General features: G+C 69.2%; 15 protein-coding genes and 1 pseudogene. 4 read left to right on the top strand and 12 right to left on the bottom strand.

The genetic code is table 11. The features are described from left to right. From FB475_RS22255 to FB475_RS22225, 7 genes are read right to left on the bottom strand one after another with little or no spacing between them, the layout of a single operon-like run. Complete coding sequence (locus FB475_RS22255; RefSeq protein ID WP_141858508.1) at positions 1–231, bottom strand: DUF5652 family protein; 231 nt, start codon at positions 229–231, stop codon at positions 1–3. Continuing rightward, positions 228–941 (bottom strand): sirohydrochlorin chelatase, encoded by a 714-nt coding sequence (locus FB475_RS22250; protein WP_141858507.1) that lies wholly within the window; start codon positions 939–941, stop codon positions 228–230. Before FB475_RS22250 ends, FB475_RS22255 begins: the two co-directional genes overlap by 4 nt. Next, the gene (locus FB475_RS22245; RefSeq protein ID WP_238332335.1) at positions 938–2,062 is read right to left on the bottom strand and encodes a uroporphyrinogen-III synthase; all 1,125 of its coding nucleotides are present in this window, start codon (positions 2,060–2,062) and stop codon (positions 938–940) included. Before FB475_RS22245 ends, FB475_RS22250 begins: the two co-directional genes overlap by 4 nt. Then, positions 2,059–2,448, bottom strand: coding sequence for a nitrite reductase small subunit NirD (nirD, locus tag FB475_RS22240; protein WP_141858506.1), 390 nt, complete (start codon positions 2,446–2,448; stop codon positions 2,059–2,061). Before nirD ends, FB475_RS22245 begins: the two co-directional genes overlap by 4 nt. After that, on the bottom strand, positions 2,445–6,341 hold the full coding sequence (gene nirB / locus FB475_RS22235) for a nitrite reductase large subunit NirB (RefSeq protein ID WP_141858505.1): 3,897 nt from the start codon (positions 6,339–6,341) through the stop codon (positions 2,445–2,447). Before nirB ends, nirD begins: the two co-directional genes overlap by 4 nt. After that, complete coding sequence (locus tag FB475_RS22230) at positions 6,338–8,458, bottom strand: molybdopterin oxidoreductase family protein (RefSeq protein WP_141858504.1); 2,121 nt, start codon at positions 8,456–8,458, stop codon at positions 6,338–6,340. Before FB475_RS22230 ends, nirB begins: the two co-directional genes overlap by 4 nt. Beyond that, positions 8,455–9,822, bottom strand: coding sequence for an MFS transporter (locus FB475_RS22225; protein ID WP_141858503.1), 1,368 nt, complete (start codon positions 9,820–9,822; stop codon positions 8,455–8,457). Before FB475_RS22225 ends, FB475_RS22230 begins: the two co-directional genes overlap by 4 nt. Positions 9,823–9,969: 147 nt before the next feature. Between FB475_RS22225 and FB475_RS22220 the strand changes: the two genes are divergently transcribed. Next, entirely contained in the window at positions 9,970–12,123 is a 2,154-nt protein-coding gene (locus tag FB475_RS22220; protein ID WP_238332334.1) for an MMPL family transporter, read from the top strand. A gap of 176 nt (positions 12,124–12,299) precedes the next feature. Here the strand turns inward: FB475_RS22220 and FB475_RS38405 are convergent. Both FB475_RS38405 and FB475_RS22215 read right to left on the bottom strand, forming a co-directional pair. Further along, positions 12,300–12,389 (bottom strand): annotated as a pseudogene (locus FB475_RS38405) (hypothetical protein); the annotation flags it as partial. After that, positions 12,347–12,682 carry a hypothetical protein gene (locus FB475_RS22215; protein ID WP_141858501.1) on the bottom strand — a complete coding sequence of 112 codons (336 nt, stop codon included), beginning with the start codon at positions 12,680–12,682 and terminating at the stop codon, positions 12,347–12,349. The pseudogene FB475_RS38405 and the gene FB475_RS22215, both read right to left, overlap by 43 nt. Before the next feature lie 408 nt (positions 12,683–13,090). Between FB475_RS22215 and FB475_RS22210 the strand changes: the two genes are divergently transcribed. Continuing rightward, positions 13,091–15,244: a hypothetical protein gene (locus FB475_RS22210; protein WP_141858500.1), complete on the top strand. Its 2,154-nt coding sequence runs from the start codon at positions 13,091–13,093 to the stop codon at positions 15,242–15,244. 74 nt (positions 15,245–15,318) lie between these two features. Here the strand turns inward: FB475_RS22210 and FB475_RS22205 are convergent, their stop codons facing one another. Beyond that, a complete protein-coding gene (locus FB475_RS22205; protein WP_141858499.1) occupies positions 15,319–15,942 on the bottom strand; it encodes an NADPH-dependent F420 reductase in 624 nt (207 codons plus the stop codon). A 78-nt stretch (positions 15,943–16,020) separates the two neighbouring features. Continuing rightward, entirely contained in the window at positions 16,021–16,755 is a 735-nt protein-coding gene (locus FB475_RS22200) for an SDR family NAD(P)-dependent oxidoreductase (protein ID WP_141858498.1), read from the bottom strand. Between the two features lie 127 nt (positions 16,756–16,882). On the opposite strand from FB475_RS22200, the gene FB475_RS22195 reads away from it, so the two are divergent. Beyond that, entirely contained in the window at positions 16,883–17,758 is an 876-nt protein-coding gene (locus FB475_RS22195) for a LysR family transcriptional regulator (protein WP_141858497.1), read from the top strand. Between the two features lie 4 nt (positions 17,759–17,762). Continuing rightward, positions 17,763–18,203: a YdeI/OmpD-associated family protein gene (locus FB475_RS22190; RefSeq protein ID WP_141858496.1), complete on the top strand. Its 441-nt coding sequence runs from the start codon at positions 17,763–17,765 to the stop codon at positions 18,201–18,203. Here the strand turns inward: FB475_RS22190 and FB475_RS22185 are convergent. After that, positions 18,190–21,243 (bottom strand): helix-turn-helix transcriptional regulator, encoded by a 3,054-nt coding sequence (locus FB475_RS22185; RefSeq protein WP_141858495.1) that lies wholly within the window; start codon positions 21,241–21,243, stop codon positions 18,190–18,192. The two genes, FB475_RS22190 and FB475_RS22185, sit on opposite strands and share 14 nt — an antisense overlap. Positions 21,244–21,290: the final 47 nt, after the last annotated feature.

Raw genomic sequence — 21,290 nt, 5'->3', positions numbered from 1 at the left:
CTAGGTGGTCTTGCGGCGCCCGAACAGCCAGTAGGCGACCGGCGCCACGCCGACCGAGTTGAACAACGTCAGGAACACCGCCCACGCGGGTTTCGGGCCCCGTACCTGCTCCGCGGGACGTCGCGCGAGGTCCGCCAGCGCGATGGACTTCAGCACGCTCTCAGCCACCGCCCCGACCACGACCAACCGCCGGCTCCGCGGACTCAGCTCGTCCCACTTCTTCGGGCTCACACCCCCACGATGCTCCCGGCGTCGTCCCACAAGCAAGCACCGGCCTCCGCCCGCGCGGCGTCGTAGCGGTGGAGGGCGAGGGTGGCCAGGCGGGGGTCGGGGGCCAGGGGTGGGGTGACGGGGTGGGGGCCGGCGTGGCGGTGGACGAGGGTGTTGAAGAAACCGGGGGCGAGCAGGTACGTCGCGATCGCGAGCCGGCCGCGGGTTCGGGCGAGTACGGCGGGGAGGCGGTCGCCGGAGCCGGAGATGTAGCCGACGTGGACCGGGCGGTCGATACGTCGGGCGAGGAGCGTGGCGGTAGTTTCGCAGTCGGTCAGGGCGCGCGGATCGGACGAACCGGCCGCGGCGAGGACCACCTGGTCGACACGGGAGAGGTCGCCGAGACGGTCGGCGAGGATTTCGACGAGCACGGGGTCCGGGCCGAGGGCGGCGGCCGCGTGGACGCGGCCGGGGTAGCGGCGCGCTTCGGCGGCCACGTCGACGTACACGTGGTAACCCGAGCTGAGCAGCAGCGGTACGACGACCGCCTCGTCCGCGTCGGAGGTGATGCGATGGACGAGCGATGGCAGCGCAGGCGTGAGGAGATCGACGAAACCCAACGAGATCGGGAGGTCCGGCCGTTGCCGGGCCATCTCGCGAACCAGGTCGTGGACGACCGCGATCCCAGCAGGATCGGCCGTTCCGTGAGCCACCGCGACAAGGTCAGTCATGTAGGAACTCCCGCCGGTTCGACAGCCAACCGATAACCACGTCGTACGACGGTCCGCACCAACTCGGGCCGTCCCACCGCCGTACGCAGGCGGTTCACCGTCACCTCCACCGCATGCACGTCCTCCGCGCCGGGCAGTACCGCGAGCAACTCCGGTCGCGACACCACGTCCCCGCCGGCCGCGACGAGCGCAGCCAGAACGGCCCGCGGACCGGGCCCCAACGGCAGTACGACGCCGTCGAGCACCGCCGCGCCGCCGCGGATCACCAACTGCCCGAACGCCGTCTCGATGGACCGTGCGTTGTCGTCGGTCAGCCGGTCCGTGACGATCCGGATCAGCGCCCCCAACCGGAACCGATCAGGCACCAGTGGCTCCAACCCCAGCGCCACAAACGGTCCGGCCGTCACCGGCCCGACGCACGCGTTGAGCACCCGCCCGGTCCGCAACGACGCCACCAACTCGTCGTACTGACCGGTCAGCGCCGCGGCGTCGAGCATCGCCTGCGCACCGGGCGCCGACGTGTGCACGACGGCGTCGACGGTCCCACCGCACACCTGCGAGATCATCCGCTCGACGAGCGCCGGGTCCGGCGCCGGTCCCCACCGGTACACCTCCAGCCCACGCACCGAGGCACCCGCCGACCGCAACGCCTCCTGCAGCGCCGGATCCGACAGCCCGTGCAGCTGTACGACGATCTTCCGGCCGTCGACGCCCTGTTCCCGCAACCACTCCACGACCTCGGCCGTCGTCTCGGAGCGCGCCGACCAGTGCTCGACCAGGCCGGCCGCGCGGATCGCGCCGCGCGCCTTCGGACCGCGGGCCAGGATCCGCGACTGCTCCAACGTCCCGAGCAGCTCGGCCGCGAGCCCGGCGGTGTCGGCCGCCTCGATCCAGCCGCGGAATCCGACCGCGGTCGTGACAACCACGTCGTCCGGCGGGTTCGCGATCACCCGCCGGGTCGCCTCGATCAGCGCGTGGTCGTCGGCGACCGGCACGATCTGCAGCGTCGGCGCGTGCAGCACCTTCGCGCCGCGCCGTTCGAACGACGCGATCAGGTCCTCCGCGCGCCGGTGCGCGGAGATCGCGATCGTGCAGCCGCTCAGCGGGCCCGTCCGCGTCACCGGGACCGTACCATACCGTTTGGTATGCCGTCGCTACCGTCGCTGTCGTCGGGGCCACCGACGACCACCCGGCCGTCGACGATCTCGACCGGGTAGACCGGCAGCCGGACCTCCGGATCGTCCAGGCACACCCCGGTGCGCAGGTCGAAGACCTGCTTGAACATCGGCGACGCCACCGTCGGTACGTCGCCGCGGCTGCCGACGATGCCCCGCGACATCACGTTCGCCCCGCTGTACGGGTCCTGGTTGCCGACGGCAAACACTTCGCCGTCGTGGGTGCGGAACAGCGCGATCTGCGTGTCCCCGAGCAGCGCGGCGACCCCACGCTCCGGCAACAACACGTCGAAAGCACACACCACAGTCGGACCACAAGCAACGATGCTCATCGGCGTACCTCCAATCGGGGACCGGCCAGCAGGACCGGCTCGAGCTGCCCGCGCTCGGCCGGGGTCGCCGGGCGCGGCTGGTTCCGCTCGACCACGTACCGCAGGTCGGCGTCGGGCTGATCCGGTGCGTTCACGAACGACACGAATCGGGCCAGCTTGTCGGGATCGTCGAGCGTCGCCTTCCACTCGTCGACGTAGGCGTCCACGTGCTGCGCCATCGCGGCGTCCAGGTCGGCGGCGATCCCGAGGCTGTCGTTGAGTACGACGTCCCGGACCTGCTCCAGGCCGATCTCGCGCAACCACACCGACGTACGCTGCAGCCGGTCGCCGGTCCGGACGTAGTACATCAGGAACCGGTCGATCGCCTGGAACAACTGCTCGTCGGTGAGGTCCGACGCGAGCAGTTCGGCGTGCCGCGGGGTCATCCCGCCGTTGCCGCCGACGTACAGGTTCCAGCCCTTCTCGGTCGCGATCACGCCGACGTCCTTGCCGCGCGCTTCCGCGCACTCCCGGGCACAGCCGGAGACGCCGAGCTTGATCTTGTGCGGCGACCGCAGCCCGCGGTACCGCAGCTCGAGCGCGATCGCCATCCCGACCGAGTCCTGGACGCCGTACCGGCACCAGGTGGACCCGACGCAGGACTTCACCGTCCGCAGCGCCTTGCCGTATGCGTGTCCCGACTCGAACCCCGCGTCGACCAGCCGCTTCCAGATCGCCGGCAACTGCTCGATCCGCGCGCCGAACAGGTCGACCCGCTGGCCACCGGTGATCTTCGTGTACAGCCCGAAGTCGCGCGCCACCTCGCCGATCGTGATCAGGCCCTCCGGAGTGATCTCACCACCGGGGATCCGCGGTACGACGGAGTACGTCCCGTCCTTCTGCATGTTCGCCATCACGTGGTCGTTGGTGTCCTGCAGCGTCGCGCGCTCGCCGTCCAGCACGTGCCCGGCCGGGTCGATGCTGGCCAGGATCGACGCCACCACGGGCTTGCAGATGTCGCAGCCGCGGCCGGTGCCGTGCCGCTCGACGATCTCGCTGAAGGTCCGCAGCTCGGTGATCCGGACAGCGTCGAACAGCTCGGCGCGGGACAGCGCGAAGTGTTCGCAGAGCGCCTTGCTGACCTCGACACCGGCCTTGGTGAGCTCGGTGTTCAGCAGGTTCTTGACGATCGGCAGGCAGGAACCGCAGCTCGTGCCGGCCTTGGTACGACCGCACACGGACTTGATGTCGGTGCAGCCCTCGTCCCGGACGGCGCACCGGATCGTGCCGGCGGAGACGTTGTTGCAGGAACACACCGGCGCGTCGTCGGGCAGCTCGAGCTGGACCGGCGCGGCGCCTTCGGGCAGCAGGAACGCGGCCGGATCGGCGCCGAGTTCGCGGCCGACCATCGGACGCAGCCCGGAGTACGCCGACGCGTCGCCGACCAGGATGCCGCCGAGCAGGGTACGGGCGTCGTCGGACAGCACGAGCTTCTTGTAGACACCGGCCACCGGGTCGGCGTACACGATGTCCAGCGCGCCTTCGGTGGTACCGAAGGCGTCACCGAAGCTCGCGACGTCGACGCCGAGCAGCTTCAACTTCGTCGAGGTGTCCGCGCCAGGGAAGGTCGCCTCGCCGCCGAGCAGCCGGTCCGCGACGATCTCGGCCATCGTGTAGCCGGGTGCGATCAGGCCCCACACCCGTCCTTCGATACAGGCCACCTCGCCGATCGCCCAGACGCCCGGTACCGACGTACGGCAGGCCTCGTCGACGACCACACCGCCGCGTTCGCCGATCGCCAGGCCGGCCGCGCGGCCGAGCTCGTCGCGCGGGCGGACACCGGTCGCGAACACCACCACGTCCGCCGGCAGATCGGGGCCGTCGGCAACAGCCATCGCGCGGGCGGCGCCCTGCGAGGTCAGTTTCACCCGCTGGCACGCGGTTTCGGTGAGTACGTCGACGTCCAGGCCGGCGATCAACCGGGACAGGGCCGCGCCGCCGCCTTCGTCGACCTGCAACGGCATCAGCCGCGGCGCGAACTCGACGACCTTGGTCGCCGCGCCCAACGCGCGGAGTGCACCCGCGGCTTCGAGGCCGAGCAGACCGCCGCCGACGACGACACCGTTGACCTGCTTGCCTTCGGACTTGAGCCGCTCGACGTACACACGCAGCGCGGCGACGTCGTCGATCGTGCGGTAGACGAAACAGCCCTGCGCGTCGTTGTTCTTCACCGGCGGCACGAACGCGGCGGAGCCGGTCGCGAGCACCAGTTCGTCGTACCCGACCACTTCGCCGCGTGCCGTCGTGACGGTCTTGGCTGCCGGGTCGATCGCGGTGATCTGGACGCCCTTGCGGAGGTTCACCGCCGGGTCGTCCCACAGCTCCGGGTCACCCAGCGACAGGTCGTGCGGGTCGCGGCCGGAGAAGTAGCTGGTGAGGGCGACCCGGTCGTACGGGAGCCGCGGCTCCTCGGCGTACACGGTGATCCGGTAGTCGATGTTCGTGTCGCGCTGCCGGAGCGCCTCGACCAGCCGGTGGGCGACCATACCCCCGCCGACCACCACCACGTGCTTGGCCTTGTTCAGCTCTGCCATCGTCGCCCTCCTGCTCGGGACTGGTTCGGTCTCGCCGCGCCGGAAGCGGTCGAGCAGTTCGCCGACGGCGCCGGTGCAGCTTCCGCACCCGGTCGTCGCCCGCGTCGTGGCGGCGATGCCGGCGACACTGTCGGCACCCCCACGCCAGGCCGCCTCGATGGCGACCCGGGTCACTCCGTTGCACCGACAGACCGTCGGTGGCTTCTTCTGCTGCTGCGGTACGTCGGTTGCCTCCAGCAACCCGTCCGCGACCACGGGTGTCCCCCGGTCCGCCAGCAAGACCAACTCCGCCGCGACTTCCGGCGCCCCCACAGCGACCGCCGCCCGCACCACACCGTCCTGCAGCACGGCGCGCACATACCGCGTCTCGTCCTCGAGCCGAACCACCGCACCGGTCGCGTCCTTGTCCCCGAGAACGAGCACATCCAGCCCACCAGCGGTCAGCCGAACCACCTCTGGAGTCGCCGAGGCTGCGCCAACGTCCACGGTGGAATGCAGGTGGGCGGCCAGCTGTTCCGCGTGGGCCCAGGCTGATCCGACTGTTCCTGTGACTCGGCCGTTCAGCTCGGCGCAGTCGCCGATTGCGTGCACGGTGGGGTCGTCGGGGCTCGTGAACGTCTCGTCCACGACGATCCCAGTACGAGCGGTGAGACCGCCGGCAAGCTCCGTGCGAGGGCGGACGCCACAGGCGACCACCAGCAGGTCGCCGAACACCTGGTGACCGTTCTGCAAGGTCAGCGCTCGGAAGCGACCGTCCTTCGTCTCTGTTCGGGAGAGTTCTGTGTTGAGCAGGACCTCGACGCCCAGGCGGCGGACCGCGCGGGTGACCCGACGCCCGGCCGACGGGCGGACTGTCTTGTCGAGCAAGGTTTCCCCGTCGTGGACGAGGGTGACCGCGACGCCGCGTTCGCGCAGCGCGCAGGCGGTCTCGACACCGAGCACACCACCGCCGAGTACGACGGCCCGCCGCGCCTCCTGTGCCGCGGCAACCACCGCGCGCGCGTCCTCGACGGACCGCAGCAGCAACCCGCCCTCGACACCGGCCGGCACCACCGGTACCGCGCCGGTCGCGAACACCAGCCGGTCGTACGGGTACTCGACGCCGTCTGCTCCGACGACCACCCGCCGTACCCGATCCACCGCAACCGCCGCCACAGCAGGCTCGTTGCCAACAGCAACTTCCGCGCGGCCGGCAACGTACTCCGTCAGCCGCGATCGGTTGTACGACGGCTCGTCGCCCAGCACAGTCACGTCGTACGACGGCAGCAACTCGGCCAGCCGCCGCCCGGCCATCCCGCCGCCGATGATCACGATCCTCATGCCGGCACCCCCGTCGCGCCCAACTCCGCCGCCGTCACCTGCACCGCGCACGCCTTGAACTCGGGCATCCGCGACACCGGGTCGAGCGCGTCGTTCGTCAGCTCGTTGACCGCTTCGGCACCGCCGAAGTGGAACGGTACGAAAACGGTGTCCGGCCGGACGTCCGGCGTGATCCGGGCCGGCAGCACCATCGACCCGCGCGCCGTCCGCAACCGCACCGGACGCCCGTCGCCGATCCCCAGCTGCGCCGCCACTCGCGGATGCACCTCGGCGTACACCTCGGGCTCGGCCTCGGCCAACTCCGGCACCCGCCGCGTCTGCGCCCCGCTCTGGTAGTGCTGCAGCAACCGCCCTGTCACCAGGTACATCGGCGCCGACCCGTTGAGGTCGTCCGCCACCGGCCGATGGTCGACCGGTACGACGTGCGCCCGCCCGTCCGCGGTCGGAAACCCGTCCGCGAACAACCGCGGCGTCCCCGGATGCCCCTCGTCCGGAACCGGCCAGAACAACTCCTCGCCGGCGTCCAGCCGCTCCCAGGTGATCCCGGAGTAGTCGGCCTTCCCGCCCGCGCTCGCCCGGCGCAGCTCCTCGAACACCTCGGCCGGATCCGTCGAAAACCCAGGTACGCCGAGCCGCTCGGCGATCCCCGCGAACACCGCAAGATCGCTCCGCACCTCACCCGGCGCCGCCACCGCTGTCCGTCGCCGCAGTACCCGCCCCTCGAGCGACGTCATCGTCCCGTCCTCCTCGGCCCACTGCGTGACCGGGAACACCACGTCGGCCAACAGCGCGGTCTCGGACGGAACGACATCCGCAACCACCAACAGTTCGAGCGCGTTCAGCCGCTCTCGCACGGACGCAAGGTTCGGCGCCGACACGAGCAGGTTGCTCCCATGCACGAACAGCGCCTTGGGACCATCCGCCGTACCGAGCGAATTGATCAGCTCGACCGCACTCTTCCCGGACCGCGGCAACTCCTCCGGCCGCACACCCCAGACCTCCGCAACGTGGGACCGAGCGGCCGGGTCCTCGATGCTCCGATAACCAGGCAGCTGATCCGCCTTCTGCCCGTGCTCGCGCCCGCCCTGCCCATTGCCCTGCCCCGTGATGCAGCCGTACCCGCTCCCCAACCGCCCGGGCAAACCAAGCGCCAACGCGAGGTTGATACAAGCGGTCACCGTGTCGGTGCCCTTGCTGTGCTGCTCGGCCCCACGCCCGGTGAGGATGTACGCGCCCGCGCCGCCATGCACCGGAGCCGCCGCCGCCAGCACCCGCACAGCCTGACGGATGGTCGCGGCGGGTACACCAGTGACCCGCTCCGCGCGCTCCGGCCACCACGAAGCAGTCGAACGAATCAGTAAGTCGGCGTCGTCGACCCGTTCAGCCAGGAATGCGGTGTCCGCAAGGCCTTCCTGCAGTACTACGTGCGTCAGGGCCAGCAGGAGAGCCAGGTCAGTGCCCGGAGTCGGCTGCAGGTGGAGGCCCGCGCCGTCGTCGGTGAGGCTTGCGGTGGCCGAGTGGCGCGGGTCGACGACCAGAAGTCCACCCGCGTCGCGTGCGCCCTGCAGATGCGCCACTGCCGGCGGCATCGTCTCGGCGATGTTGCTTCCGACCAGCAGGACGGCACCCGCACCGCCCAGATCGGCCAGCGGGAACGGCAGTCCGCGGTCGATCCCGAACGCACGGTTCGTCGCGGCGGCCGCCGACGACATGCAGAACCGGCCGTTGTAGTCCACGTTCGCGGTCCGCAACGCGACCCGCGCGAACTTCCCCAATGCGTAGGCCTTCTCGTTCGTCAGACCACCGCCGCCGAACACCGCCACCGCGTCGTGGCCGTGCGCTGCCTGCAACGACGTGATCCGTGCCGCGACGAAGTCCAGCGCGGCGTCCCAGGTCGTCTCCTCCAGCTCGCCCGCCGCGTTGCGGACGAGCGGCACGGTGAGCCGGTCCGGCACCGTGAGTACGTCGGGAGCCGTCCAGCCCTTACGGCACAACCCGCCCCGGTTGGTCGGGAAGTCCCTCGGCTGCACCTCCACGGCACCCGGTCGCGAGACCGGGTGCAGCGTGGTGGCGCACTGCAGGGCGCAGTACGGACAGTGCGTCGCGATAGCGGTCACACGCGCTCCTGGCTGAGCGGGCCGCCCTTGCGCAGGTAGCAGAAGTACGTCACCGCGAGGCACACCACGTAGAACCCGCAGAACACGTACAGCGCCGGGATCAGCGAGCCGAAGTGGCTCGTCGATGTCGCGAAGCCACGCGGTACCAGGAAGCCGCCGTACGCGCCGACCGCGGACGCGATGCCGATGCAGGCCGCCGCCTCACGCCGGGCGCGGCCCGGGTCGTTCGGCGTGGTGAGCCGGAAGACCGCCGGAATCATCCGGTACGTCGATCCGTTCGCGATCCCGCTGGCCACGAACAGGACCAGGAAGCTGCCCAGGAACGCCCCGAAGCTCTCCGCCTTGAGCGAGAAGATCGCGGAAACGATGCCGAGCCCCATCACCACGAACGAGCACACGGTGACCCGGGCGCCGCCGATCCGGTCGGCCAGCTTGCCGCCGAACGGCCGCGAGACCGATCCCACGAGCGCCCCGAGGAACGCGTAGTGCGCCGGGGTGACGCCCGCGAACGTGGTCTTGATCAGCAGCGGGAACGCCGCCCCGAACCCGATGAACGACCCGAACGTGCCGATGTAGAGGAACGAGATCACCCAGGTGTGCGGCCGCTTCGCCGCCGCGATCGAGGTCCGGAACGACGAGTTCGCGACCGAGAGGTTCGCCATCGCCTTCCAGGCCCAGAACGCGGCCAGCACGATCAGCGGAAGCCACATCAGACCGGAACGGTTCAGCGTCAGGCCGGCACCGGCGACGATCACGATCGGCACGAACAACTGCACGACCGCGACGCCGAGGTTGCCGCCGGCCGCGTTCACGCCGAGTGCGAAACCCTTTTCCTTCTCCGGGTAGAAGAAGGAGATGTTGGTCATGCTGCTGGCGAAGTTCCCGCCGCCGACACCCGCGGTCGCCGCGACCAGCGCCATCAGCCAGAACGGCGTGTCCGGCTGCGTCATGAAGTACGACAGCCCGGCCGTCGGGATCAGCAGCAGCAGCGCGGAGAACGTGGTCCAGTTCCGCCCGCCGAACCGCGGTACGGCGAACGTGTACGGCAGCCGCAGCGTCGCGCCGACCAGGCTCGGCAGCGCGACCAGCCAGAACAGCTGGTTCGTGCTGTAGGTGAAGCCGGCCTTCGGCATCGACACCACGACGATGCTCCACAGCTGCCACACCGAGAAGCCGAGGAACTCGGCGAAGATCGAGGGCCACAGGTTCCGGCGCGCCATCGCGCGGCCCTTCGCGGCCCAGAACGTAGCGTCCTCGGGATCCCAGACATCGATCCAGCGCCCGCGCCGCGGGGCCTCGACCGTGCCGACCGCCCCACTGCCTTCGCGGTTGGCGACAGCCGCCTGTCCTGCTTCGAGCGTCATCGCAGTCTCCGATCATTCGACCTCACTGATTAGGCCTGGACGTTATGACCGGGGTGTTTCCGCGTAGTCATCTTGTTGTTACGCCGCCGAAACGGCTCCCGCACACCCACCGGGAGGAAGTGAGAGATCCCGGGTACCCTGCCTGAGGTGAACCGGTGGAGGTGGAGGGCGGGGATCGCCGCCGTACTGATCGTCTGGCTCGTCCTGGGCGCCCTCGGCGGCCCCGCGGTCGGCAAGCTCAGCGAGGTCCAGCAGAACGACAACGCCAACTTCCTTCCGAAGAAGGCCGAATCGACGGTGGTCGCCAACGAGGCCGCGAAGTTCGTCGACTCCAAGGCACTCCCGTACTTCGTCCTGATCGAGCGTGACACCCCGATCACCGCTGCGGACCAGACCGTTCTGCAGGGGTTCGTCGCCAAGATCCCCGGGCTCGAGCTCGGCGACGGCAAGAAGCTGGGCGACTACCTCACCGCCCCGGTCAGACCCGCCGTACCGGCCTCGGACCACAAGGCGCTACTGCTCACCGTGCAGATCGACGGCGACCGCGCCGACGAGGTCGTCGGCCAGGGCGAGACCGTCCTGTACGCCGTGGCGAAGGCACTCCGCGCCGAGATCAAGAACAGCCTCACGCCGACCGGCCTGCAGGTGTACGTCACCGGTCCGGGCGGGGTGTTCGCGGACTTCGTCGTCGCGTTCAGCGGGATCGACGGAATCCTGCTCGGCGTCGCGCTCGCGGTCGTGTTCGTGATCCTGCTGATCGTGTACCGCAGCCCGATCCTGCCCATCGCGGTGCTACTGACCGCGGTGTTCGGCCTCGCGCTCGCGGCGCTGGTCGTGTACCCGCTGGCGAAGCACGGCGTGCTGCAGCTCAACGGCCAGAGTCAGGGCATCCTCTTCATCCTGGTCGTCGGCGCCTCGACGGACTACGCGTTGCTGCTCGTCTCCCGTTACAAAGAGGAGTTGCACGACTACGAGAGCAAGTTCCAGGCGATGCGGGTCGCCTGGCGGGCGTCGATCGAACCGATCGCGGCCAGCGCCGCGACCGTCATCCTCGGCCTGCTGTGCCTGCTGCTGTCGAAGCTCGGCAGCACGAAGGGCCTCGGACCGGTCGGCGCGCTGGGCATCGCTGGTGCGTTCATCGCGGCGATGACGTTCCTGCCCGCGATCCTGCTCGCGTTCGGGCGGCGGATCTTCTGGCCGTCGATCCCGCGCGTCGACCACGTACACTCCCGCGACCAGGTCGGCGGGCGCCGGCTGTGGGGCCGCGTGTCCGGCCTGGTCGGCCGGCGGTCGCGGCGGGTCTGGGCGATCACCGCGCTCGCCCTGCTCGCCTGCGCGGCGTTCCTCCCGACGTTCAAGGCCTCCGGTACGTCGCAGGAGGACCTGTTCCTGAACAAGGTCGAGTCGGTCACCGGTCAGGAGCGGCTCGCGAAGCACTTCGACGCCGGCTCCGGTACGCCGGTGGAGATCCTCACCCCCGCGGCACAGGCGGACCAGGTCGTGCAGACCGCGGTCAAGGTCGACGGCGTCGGCGCCGCGTCCGCCTCGGTGGCGCCCGGCGTACCGCCGAAGGTTGTCGACGGCAAGGTCCTGGTCCAGGCGACGCTGAAGATCCGGGCCGACTCACCGGCCGCGACCAAGGTGGTCAAGCACCTGCGGACCGAGCTGGACAAGGTGAGCCCGGACATCCTGGTCGGCGGCAACACCGCGATCAACCTCGACGTCCTCGACGCCGCGCAGCGTGACCTGCGCGTGATCATCCCGACGATCCTCGCGGTGATCTTCGTCGTCCTGATGCTGCTGCTCCGTTCACTCGTCGCCGCGGTCCTGCTGGTGATCGCCAACGTGCTGTCGTTCGGCGCGACCGTCGGCGTCAGCGCACTGATGTTCAACCACGTCTTCAAATTTCCGGGCGCGGACCCAGGAATCCCTTTGTACGCCTTCGTCTTCCTGGTTGCCCTAGGCATCGACTACTCGATCTTCCTGATGACCCGGGTCCGAGAGGAATCCCACGCCCAAGGCACCAGACCAGGCATCCTCATCGGCCTGGCAGTAACCGGCGGCGTCATCACCTCCGCCGGCGTCGTCCTGGCCGCCACCTTCTCGGCCCTCGCAGTTCTCCCGATCCTCTTCCTGGTCCAGATAGCTTTCATGGTCGCCTTCGGCGTCCTACTGGACACCACCGTCGTCCGCTCCCTGCTCGTCCCATCCCTGGCCCACGACATCGGCCGCAAAGTCTGGTGGCCCAGCAAACTCGCCCGCCAGGAGCAGCCGGACCTGCCGAAGCGCTCTGAAAGCTGAGACCATCGCCTGATCCTCGACAGGATCAGCGGGACGAACCCGCCGCCAAACGCGACGTCACTGCGAAGACGCGCTCGAATCAGCGGAATCAAGGCCCGCGACGGCCGGGCCGGCCCGTCGGCACGCCGATACTCGCTCAGAAACTCCGCCGCCCGATCCAAGTCCAATGCATCGCCTGCGGAAGACTTTCCGAACTCCCAGACCGACCAGGCCAGTTCATTGATCAGCGGGCCCCATTCAACCTCGTCCCAATCAACAAGAGCCACGATCCGCCCGTCTCGGCACAACACCGTGCCAGCAGATGAGCCGCTCGCCGAAGCTCAACAGAATTCCGCCGGTCCAGCGACGCGCCCATCACGAACGGCCAGACGGTAATCGGCCGCCCGTGCCAGACAAACGCCGCTTCACCATCAGACGCCACTAGCGGCGCAATCACCTCGGGGACCTTGCCGGCGAACTCGGCAGCAACGCTGTAGGACCATTGCTGCTCCGGCAGCCGGTAGTCGGACCGGTTCGCGATCCTCTCGGCCGGCCCGGACTGTGACAGCCGAATCACCACAGGCGGATTCGAGTCAAGTCGCCACAGTTTGCTCGCAGTCCCGCCGCCGACCGGCTCGGCGTGCTCGGCTACGACGCCGTACCGATCACGAACCTCCGCTAGCAGGACCCCAGGAACAGCCTGCATCAGCCAACCTCACTCGTCTCGACCGCACGCATGCCAGCCACAGTGGATCACTCCGCGGACGTCGCTAGTAAGGCTCCGGCCTTGCAACTGCGTGGGCCGAGGTGCCCCTGACCACCGATCGCGCGCCGGAACGGATCGCTGAGTGCGCATGGTGTGATCGCGAGCCGACATTCAACCGCGGGTCGCTCAAACGGTTCCGCGACCTCATCCGCGTCGAGGTGTCGCCATCCGCGTCGGCGCGCTTACCCTTCGCTGCCACGTAGTCAGCCCAGATTTCCCCTTGTGGATAAGGAGATCCAGGCCACCACCGATTTGATCCGACATGCGGATCAGCGTAGAATCGAACACATGTTCGACGAAGATCTGAGCGCGTTCTCAACTCGCGACCTGTTGGAGCAGGCCGCCGGTTGCCGCGCGATCGCGAACAAGGCTGACGCCCGGTTGCTCGAGTGCGCCCAGATCTACGCCGACCGCTTCCACCCCTCAACCTGCCCGTCGCGGCCCACCCGCGGCGCCGGTGACGGCCGCGAACGGGCCGTCGTTCTGGGCGGCGAGGGCTGCCCGGAGATCGCGGAGTTCGCTGTCGCCGAGTTCGCCGTCGTCATCGGTGTGTCTCCCGGCGTCGGCCGCGACCTGATCGCCGACGCGCTCGCCCTGCGCCACCGGTTCCCGTTGACGTGGGCCCGGATCCAGGCAGGCGAGGCAACCCCGTGGAAAGCTAGGCAGATCGTCCGCGCCTGCACCAAACTCGACCACGCCGCCGCGGAGTACGTCGACCGCCGTGTGGCCGCGATCATCGACACGATCTCCCCGTACCGTCTCGAGAAGGTCACCCAAGCCGCCAAGCAGTACGCCGACCCGCAACGCGCCGCCGACGAGAGCGCCGAGGCGGCCGACGACCGCGGCGTGTACGTCGGCCGCGGCGACAAACACGGCAACAAAACCATCTACATCAAAGCCCCCGCCGCCGCCGTCAACCGCCACGACACCGCCATCACCAACATCGCCGAAGCCCTCAAAGCCCTCGGCGACACCCGCTCGCTCCAACACCGCCGAGCCGAAGCCGTAGGCATCCTCCCCGACCCCCGCTTCACCCAAGAACTCCTCACCCAAGCACACCAAACCCCCATCCAGCCCCCTCTCACCGAGCCCGCTCCAACTGAGTCTGCTGCGGCGCGCCCCGCTCCAGCCGAGCCCGCTCCCGCCGCGCAGGCATCGTCCGAGCCCGCTCCTGGCGGGCCTGGTCCTGACTGGCCTGCTCCCTCCTGGCCTGCTTCGACCGAGCCCCCTTCGACTGGCCCTGTTCCCGCCGGGTCTGTTCCTGCTCGGCCGACTGCCACCGCGCCCGCTCCGGCTGGCGCTGCTTCGACCCGACCTCTTCCTGCCGGACCCGGTCCCACTCGGCCCGCTCCCGCCGGGCCTACTGCCGCCGCGCTCGCTCCGGCGGGGCCCGCTCCGACCGAGGCTGCTTCGACTGGGGCTGCTGCGGCTGGGGCTGCTTCGCCTGGGCCCGTCCCCACAGGAGCTACTTTCGCCGGGCTTGCTCGTGGCCGTCCTGCTCCTGCCCGGCTTGCTGCTGGCGGGCCCGCTTCCGGCGGAGATGCTTCCGGCGGGCTGGGGTTCAGTGGCGCGGCTGCGGGCAGGGGCGCAGCAGGTGGCCTGCTGGAGCAGTTCGGGCCGCCGGATGATGAGTGGTTGGAGGCTGCTGGGCCCGAGGATCGCGAGCCGGTTTCGGATCCTTTCGATGCGCGAGTGGGCGGCCTGGATCCGCGGCGCGATCCGGCTGAAGGTGCGCCGATGACTCCTGCGGCGCTCCAAGCCCTCCGCGCCCGGCTCGCGCAGGTCAAGCAGGACGCTTATCGCGAACCGAGCCGGCGCGGCCGACGGGACGGCGCGGACAAGGGACAGATACGTCCGGGGAAGACCGAGGTCGTGGTGCATCTGACCGATCACACCCTCGCGACCGGCACCGGCGTACTGCGCGCCGAAGGTATTGGACCGCTTCTGGCTGCCCAACTCAGCGAACTCGTCGGCTACGGACCGTACGTCGTGAAACCCGTCATCGACCTCAACGACGCCGTCAGCGTGAACGCTTACGAGATCCCCACCCGCATCCGTGAACGCGTCAAGCTGATTCACCCAGTTGAACTCTTCCCGTACGGGACCCGCGAAACGACCAACACCATCGACCTCGACCACATCGAGCCGTACGATCCGCTCGGTCCACCTGGGCAGACGAGTACGGCCAATCTTGCGCCGCTGGGGCGGTTCGGGCATCGGGTGAAGACGCATGCCCGTGGCTGGAGCGTGCGCCGGGTTGACGACAGGACCATCGAATGGACCACGCCCCACGGCTTCACCTTCCACGTCGGTCCGACCGGCACCCGCCGAGTAGACCCTGTGCGCCGCGCCGCCTCTCCACGGAGGATCACTTGATGCCGAATCACCGACCCGAACGGCAAGCCCACCCAAGCACCGCACGCGGTCGCCCGACCAGCTGGTACGGCGTCTCAGCCGAGGTCGTTGATGCCGAGGGAGAAGTCGAAGTGCCCCACACCGTAGCGGGCCAGGCCCATCGTCAGCAGGCCCGCTCCCTCCAGCCAGTGGGCCATGCTCAGGTCGCCGGTGTCCCGGGGGCGGAGGCCGAGGCTCTCGATGAACGTTGACACGCTCGCCTTGGCCTGTGCATCGTCGCCGGCCATGAACACGTCCACCGGGCTGCCGTCCGCCAGGACGTGGCGGAACAGCGTGTTGAACGCCTTCACGACATGGGCGCTCCGCGGCGCAGCCTCGGCCACCATTTGGGCGATGGAGGTGTCGTGAGGGACGTCCAGCCCGGTACCAGTGGCGTTGAAAGGGTTCGTGATGTCGACGATGATCTTGCCGGCCAGCGCGTCCCCGAACTCGCGGATGACCGGCACGGCGCTGCCGGCCAGCACTGCGAGGATGACGATATCGCCGGCCGGGGCGGCACCGAACGTCCCGGCCGTGGCGCCTCCGCCGAGCTTTTTGGCCAGGGCCGCTGATCTGGCCGCGTCGCGGCCGATCACCTCGACCGTGTTGCCGCCGGCGACTGCCAGGGTGCCGATGGCGTCGGCCATGTTCCCCGTACCGATGATGCTGATGCTGCTCATGAACTGTCCTCTCCGTCGTTCTTGATGTTTGTCTCGTTCGTTCCGGGTCGGGTCGACACGTCGGCCGGTGTCTCCCGATCAGATCGCCGTGGTGCCGCCGTCGGCGACCAGTTCCAGCCCGTTCACATAGCTCGAGTCGTCCGAGGCGAGGAACAGCGCGACCGCCGCGATCTCCTCAGGGCGGCCCATCTTTCCCCGCGGTATCAGCGACTCGAACGCCGCTTTCGTCTCCTCGTCGAACAGTTCCTCCTGCTTCGCCGTGGCCACCTGGCCAGGGGTCAGTACGTTCACCCGGATCCGCCTGTCCTTCAGCTCGTTGAGCCACACGCGCGCCCAGGCCTGCTGCACGGCCTTGCTCCCCGCATACAGACTCCAGCCGGGGAAGGCCCCGAGCGAGGCGTTCGACCCTGTCATCAGAATCGAGCCCTCGTCGTTGATCAGCGGCAGCGCCTTCTGCACCGTGAACAGCGTCCCGCGGGCGTTCAGCCAGAAGGCGGCATGGAACTGCTCCTCGGTGATCTCGCCGAGTTTGGCCGGCTCGCCCATCCCGGCGTTTGCCCACAGGATGTCGATCGAGCCCTTTTCCTCCTTGACCGTGTCGTACAAACGGTCCAGATCATCCAGGTCGGCCGCATCGCCCTGCACAGCGGTCACATTCCGGCCGATCCGCTTGACGGCGTCGTCCAGTGCGTCCTGCCGCCGGCCCATGATGAAGACATAGGCGCCTTCGGCTACGAACAATTCCGCGCCGGCCAGTGCCATGCCGGTTGATCCGCCGGTGATCACCGCTACCTTGCCATCGAGTTTTCCCACGATCAGTCCTTTGCATTGAGGTTTGCCGGCGTCCGAGAAATGACGATGCCACCGGCCGAGATCGCGTGTCCAAGACCTGTTTCAGCCGTGGTGATACCTTGGCGGCATTGCCGGACCGGGAGGTTCCATGGATCTGGATCTGCGGAAGCTGCGGTACTTCGTCGCTGTTGCCGACAGGCTGCACTTCGGCCGCGCCGCGGAGGATCTGCACATCGCGCAGCCGGCGCTCAGCCGGCAGATCCGTGCGCTGGAACAGGATCTCGGTGCCTCGCTGTTCGTCAGGGACAGCCACGGCGTGGAGCTGACCGATGCGGGTCGACAGTTGCTGGACGACGCCGGTCCGCTGCTTGCCTCCGTGCGCGCGGTCCGGCGCCGAGTGGCCGTGGCCGGTCGCGGGAGCCAGCGTCTGGTGGTGGGCTTCCGGACCGGCATCCCGGTCATCCCGGCGGCGCGGGCGTTCCAGGCCCGGCACCCGGACGTGGTCGTGGACGTGCAGCGGATGGAATGGGACGACCAGGCCCTGATGCTGCTCGACGGCCGCGTCGACGTCGGCTATGTGCGTCTTCCTGTCCACGAGACCGGGCTGCGCGTGACTCCGCTCTTCACTGAGCCGCTGATGGTGGCGCTGCCCGCCGACCACCGGTTGGCGGGCAAGGAGGAGGTCTCCGAGGCCGACCTGGACGGTGAGCCGGTGATCTGGCATGCCGACCCGGGCACGCAGCCAACCCGGCGCCCGCACCCCGACTCCGGACTTCGGGCGCGTGGGGTGGAGGAGAAGCTCGAGCACGTCGCGGCAGGCCGGGGTATCTCGTTCGTCGCGCGGTCGGAAACCGTGTTCTACTCACGCCCCGACATCAGCTATGTACCGATTCCGGAACTGGCACCCGAACAGGTATGCCTCGCGGTACCGGAATCACGCACCTCGCGAATGGTCGACGATTTCTTCGCCGCAGCTCAGCAAACAGCCGAAATCACCGCGGAATGCGGAAAACTGGGCGCTTGAACACATGGAGACGTTCGAGAGCAGGATCAGGGTGAACGACGGCGGCGGCGCCTGGGTTGAGGTGCCGCCGGACGTGATCACGGCGCTCGGTGGGGGCGGGCGGATTCCAGTGCTGGCGACGTTCGACGAAATTGCTTATCGAGGGTCGATCGCGTCGATGGGCGGATGCATGGCGCTCGGCATCTTGAAGAGCATCCGGGCGGAGCTCGGTAAGGGCGACGGGGATCCGGTGACGGTGACTGTTGAGCGGGACACTGGTGAGCGGACGGTCGATGTGCCGGACGATCTGGCGGCGGCGCTGGCGGAGGCTGGGCTGCGGGAAGCGTTCGACCAGCTGAGTTACAGCCATCGACGTGAGCACGTGAAGGCGATCAACGACGCGAAGAGGGCGGAGACGCGGCAGCGGCGGATCGTGAAGGCTGTGGAGATGGTCAGGGTTTCTTGAGGGAGGCCAGTTCGGTGCGGTTGGCGACGCCTAGCTTTGTGTAGACGTGGGCTAGGTGTGTTTTCACTGTGCCTCGACTCATGAACAGGCGTTCGCCGATCTCGGGGTTGCTGAGGCCCTCGACCGCGAGCGCGACGACCTGTTGCTCGGTCGGGGTCAGGCTGGCCCAGCCGGAGGACGGGCGGCCGCGGGTTCCTCTGGTACGGCGGGCATACGCGACGGCCTCGTCCAACGCCAGCGGCGGCTCGTCCGAGGTCGGCAGGTCAGGGCGATCGGCCGGTGTCGCCAAGCCCAGCTCGTTGCGTGCGGCGGATGCGGCGGATGCCAACCGGGCGGCGTCCGCAGGACGATTGGTGTGGATCGCCAGCAGGGCAAGGGATTCCAGGCTGTCGATGAGGTACGTGCGCAGGCCGTGGTCGACGCGGATCGTCAGCGCCTCGTGCAGAAGCTCGACGGCCGTGTCCGGCCGTACGGCGATCGCGGCACGTCCGAGCTGGTCGAGTGCGTCGGCGAGGATCCGCGGGAGGTTGTAGCGGCGCGCGAGGTCGACGACGTGTTCCAGGAGCTCGGTCGCGTCCTCGCCCAGTGCGCGTTTCGCGGCGGCGACCGTCGGCAGCAGCATCGCGGGTACGAACGTGCCGGCGAGCGGGCCGTCCGGCGCGACGGCCGGGGCAAGCCACTCGACCGCGGCGGCGTACTCGCCCGTCCAGTAGGAGATCACGCTCATCACCTGGCCGAGATTCGGTACGACGGAACCGGACTCGGCGAGCTCCAGCAGCGGGCGCATCAACGTCCGGGCCTCGTCGGCGCGCCCAACGCGAACCAGTACGGAGGCGAGCTGGGCGCGGGCGGTGCCGACGCGGTGGAAGTCGGCGAGCGGTTCGGCCGCCGCCAGGGCACGTTCGGCGAGCTCGACGGCCTTCCGTGGTTCGCCGGTGGACATCGCGCTCTCGGACCAAGTCGTCAGTACGGTCGACGCGATCCCTCGTTCACCGCTGGACATCAGCCCGTCGGCGGCACGGTCGAGCAGCGGACGGAGCTCGTCATGTCGGTCCCAGAGCGAAAGCAGTACGCATTGCAGGGCGACGTTGGCGTTCCGGGCGTGCTCGTTGCCGATGCCGTCGGCGAGTCGGACGCCCTCGGCGGTCAGGTCCCAGGCCTTCTGGAAGTCGGTGAAGAACTCGCCGACGGCCTTCAGCGCAAGGAACAGTGAGGTGAGGCGATCGTCGCCGAGTTCGGTGGCGAGGTCGAGCCCGCGGCCGGCGGCGTCGTACCCGAACGGGTCGACGGTGTCGGCGACGGTCGCGTAGCCGTACAGCAAACGGGCCTGAAGCAACGTTCGGTCGTCCGGGGCGCGATCGATCGCGCGACGGAGGTAGCCGATGCCTTCGTGGCCGGTCGCCTGCAGGTTCCACAGCCAACCGAGCGCGGCGGCGAGGCGCCGGCCGCGGTCCGGATCGGGTGCGGACAGGCCGTGTTCGAGAGCGGCGCGGAAGTTCTCGCGGTCCGGTTCGATGAGCGCGCGCCAGGCGTCCCGATCCTTGTCCAGCAGGGGTTCCGCGGCCTCGGCGACCTGGAGGTAGTGGTCGAGGTGCCGGTCTTGTACGGCGTCGTCCGCGGTCGCGCGGGTTGCCGCGTACTCGCGGATCGTCTCGAGCAGCCGGTACCGCCCACCGTCGGAGACAACAAGCGATTTGTCGACAAGCCGCGCGTGGATCTCCAGTACGCCGGGCTGCTCCGTGACGGCTTGCACCGCGTCGAGCCCGAACCCACCGGAGAACACCGCCAACCGCCGGAACACCCGCCGCTCGTCCTCATCCAGCAGGTCGTAGCTCCAGTCGATCGACGCGGCCAACGTCCGCTGCCGAGCCGCCACTCCGCGAACGTTCTTCGTCAACAGCCCGAACCGATCCGCCAATCCCGCCTCGAGCTGCTCCGGCGTCAGCACCCGGCCCCAAGCGGCCGCCAGCTCCACCGCCAACGGAATCCCGTCCAGCTTCGCGCAGATCGATCGCACCGCATCCTCCGCGTCCGTTGCGATTCCGAACCGTTCGAGGAAGAGGGTTCGGGCTTCGTCCGGTGAGAGAGCGGGGACCTGCCAGGTCGATTCGCCGGGGAGGTTGAGGGGCTCGCGGCTGGTTGCCAGGACGGTGATCTCAGGGCAACCGGTGTGCAGGGCGACGACGAACTCGGCGACGCCTTCGATGATCTGTTCGCAGTTGTCGAGGCAGATCAGGGCTTGTTTGGTGCGGAGCTGCCCGATCAGTAGGCGATCACCTGGCTCGACGAGCAAACCGATCGCGGCGGCAACGACTTCGGGGAGCTGCGAGCTGTCGGTGACGGCGGACAGGTCGACCCACCACACGCCGTCCGGCCACCGTTCGGCCAGCTGAGCAGCCGTTTGCGCCGCCAGCCGGGTCTTGCCGCTGCCGCCTGGTCCGGTCAGCGTGACGAGGCGACTGCCCGCCAGCTGGGTCCGCAGTGCAGCAACCTGCGTCGCGCGCCCGACAAAACTCGTGAACATCACCGGCAGGTTGTTGGGCACCAGATCCAATGATCGCACCGGCAGGCCGGTAGACGTCAGCTCGAAGATCCGCTCCGGCGACCCCAGATCCCGCAACCGATGCACACCGAGATCGGCCAACCGGATGCCGCCGACGCGCTCGTCGCCAGGTCCCACACCCCCGGGCCCGGCGAATCCTTCCACCGCTGCAGCAATCCTTGCCGTGAGCAACGTTTGGCCGGGGTTGGTGATGTCCAGCAGCTGATCCGCGTGACGGGCCGCGAGGACTGCGGTTGGTGCGGTGTGGAGAGCGATGCGAAGGAGTTCGCCCGCCGGCGCCTCCGACGCTGACTCACGAAGGGATGAGGCGGCGGCGATCGCATCGGCGGCGGAGGTGTACGCGAGCGCCGACGGCCCGGCGTCACGTCGTACCAGCTGCTCACCGGGCAGTGCGGCGACCAGACCGGCCAGTCGGGCGTAGGCAGGTGCGCTCGCCGCGCCGGCGTACGACGCAGTCAGTACTGTCACCCCACCCATGCGCGTCAGTCTGCCACTTGCCTGTGTCGGGTCGCCGGTGCCGACAG

It is taken from the genome of Kribbella jejuensis (assembly GCF_006715085.1).
Lineage (GTDB): Bacteria > Actinomycetota > Actinomycetes > Propionibacteriales > Kribbellaceae > Kribbella > Kribbella jejuensis.
Note: the sequence above shows the minus strand (reverse complement) of the source record. Positions and strands in the feature narration are given on the sequence as shown.

Bases quoted from the DNA above. Each gene is read 5' to 3' on its own strand.
- FB475_RS22195 (WP_141858497.1), top strand. From the start codon at position 16,883: ATGGATCTGGATCTGCGGAAGCTGCGGTACTTCGTCGCTGTTGCCGAC.
- nirB (WP_141858505.1), bottom strand. From the start codon at position 6,341: ATGAGGATCGTGATCATCGGCGGCGGGATGGCCGGGCGGCGGCTGGCC.
- FB475_RS22185 (WP_141858495.1), bottom strand. From the start codon at position 21,243: ATGGGTGGGGTGACAGTACTGACTGCGTCGTACGCCGGCGCGGCGAGC.
- FB475_RS22205 (WP_141858499.1), bottom strand. From the start codon at position 15,942: ATGAGCAGCATCAGCATCATCGGTACGGGGAACATGGCCGACGCCATC.
- FB475_RS22190 (WP_141858496.1), top strand. From the start codon at position 17,763: ATGGAGACGTTCGAGAGCAGGATCAGGGTGAACGACGGCGGCGGCGCC.
- FB475_RS22225 (WP_141858503.1), bottom strand. From the start codon at position 9,822: ATGACGCTCGAAGCAGGACAGGCGGCTGTCGCCAACCGCGAAGGCAGT.
- nirD (WP_141858506.1), bottom strand. From the start codon at position 2,448: ATGAGCATCGTTGCTTGTGGTCCGACTGTGGTGTGTGCTTTCGACGTG.
- FB475_RS22250 (WP_141858507.1), bottom strand. From the start codon at position 941: ATGACTGACCTTGTCGCGGTGGCTCACGGAACGGCCGATCCTGCTGGG.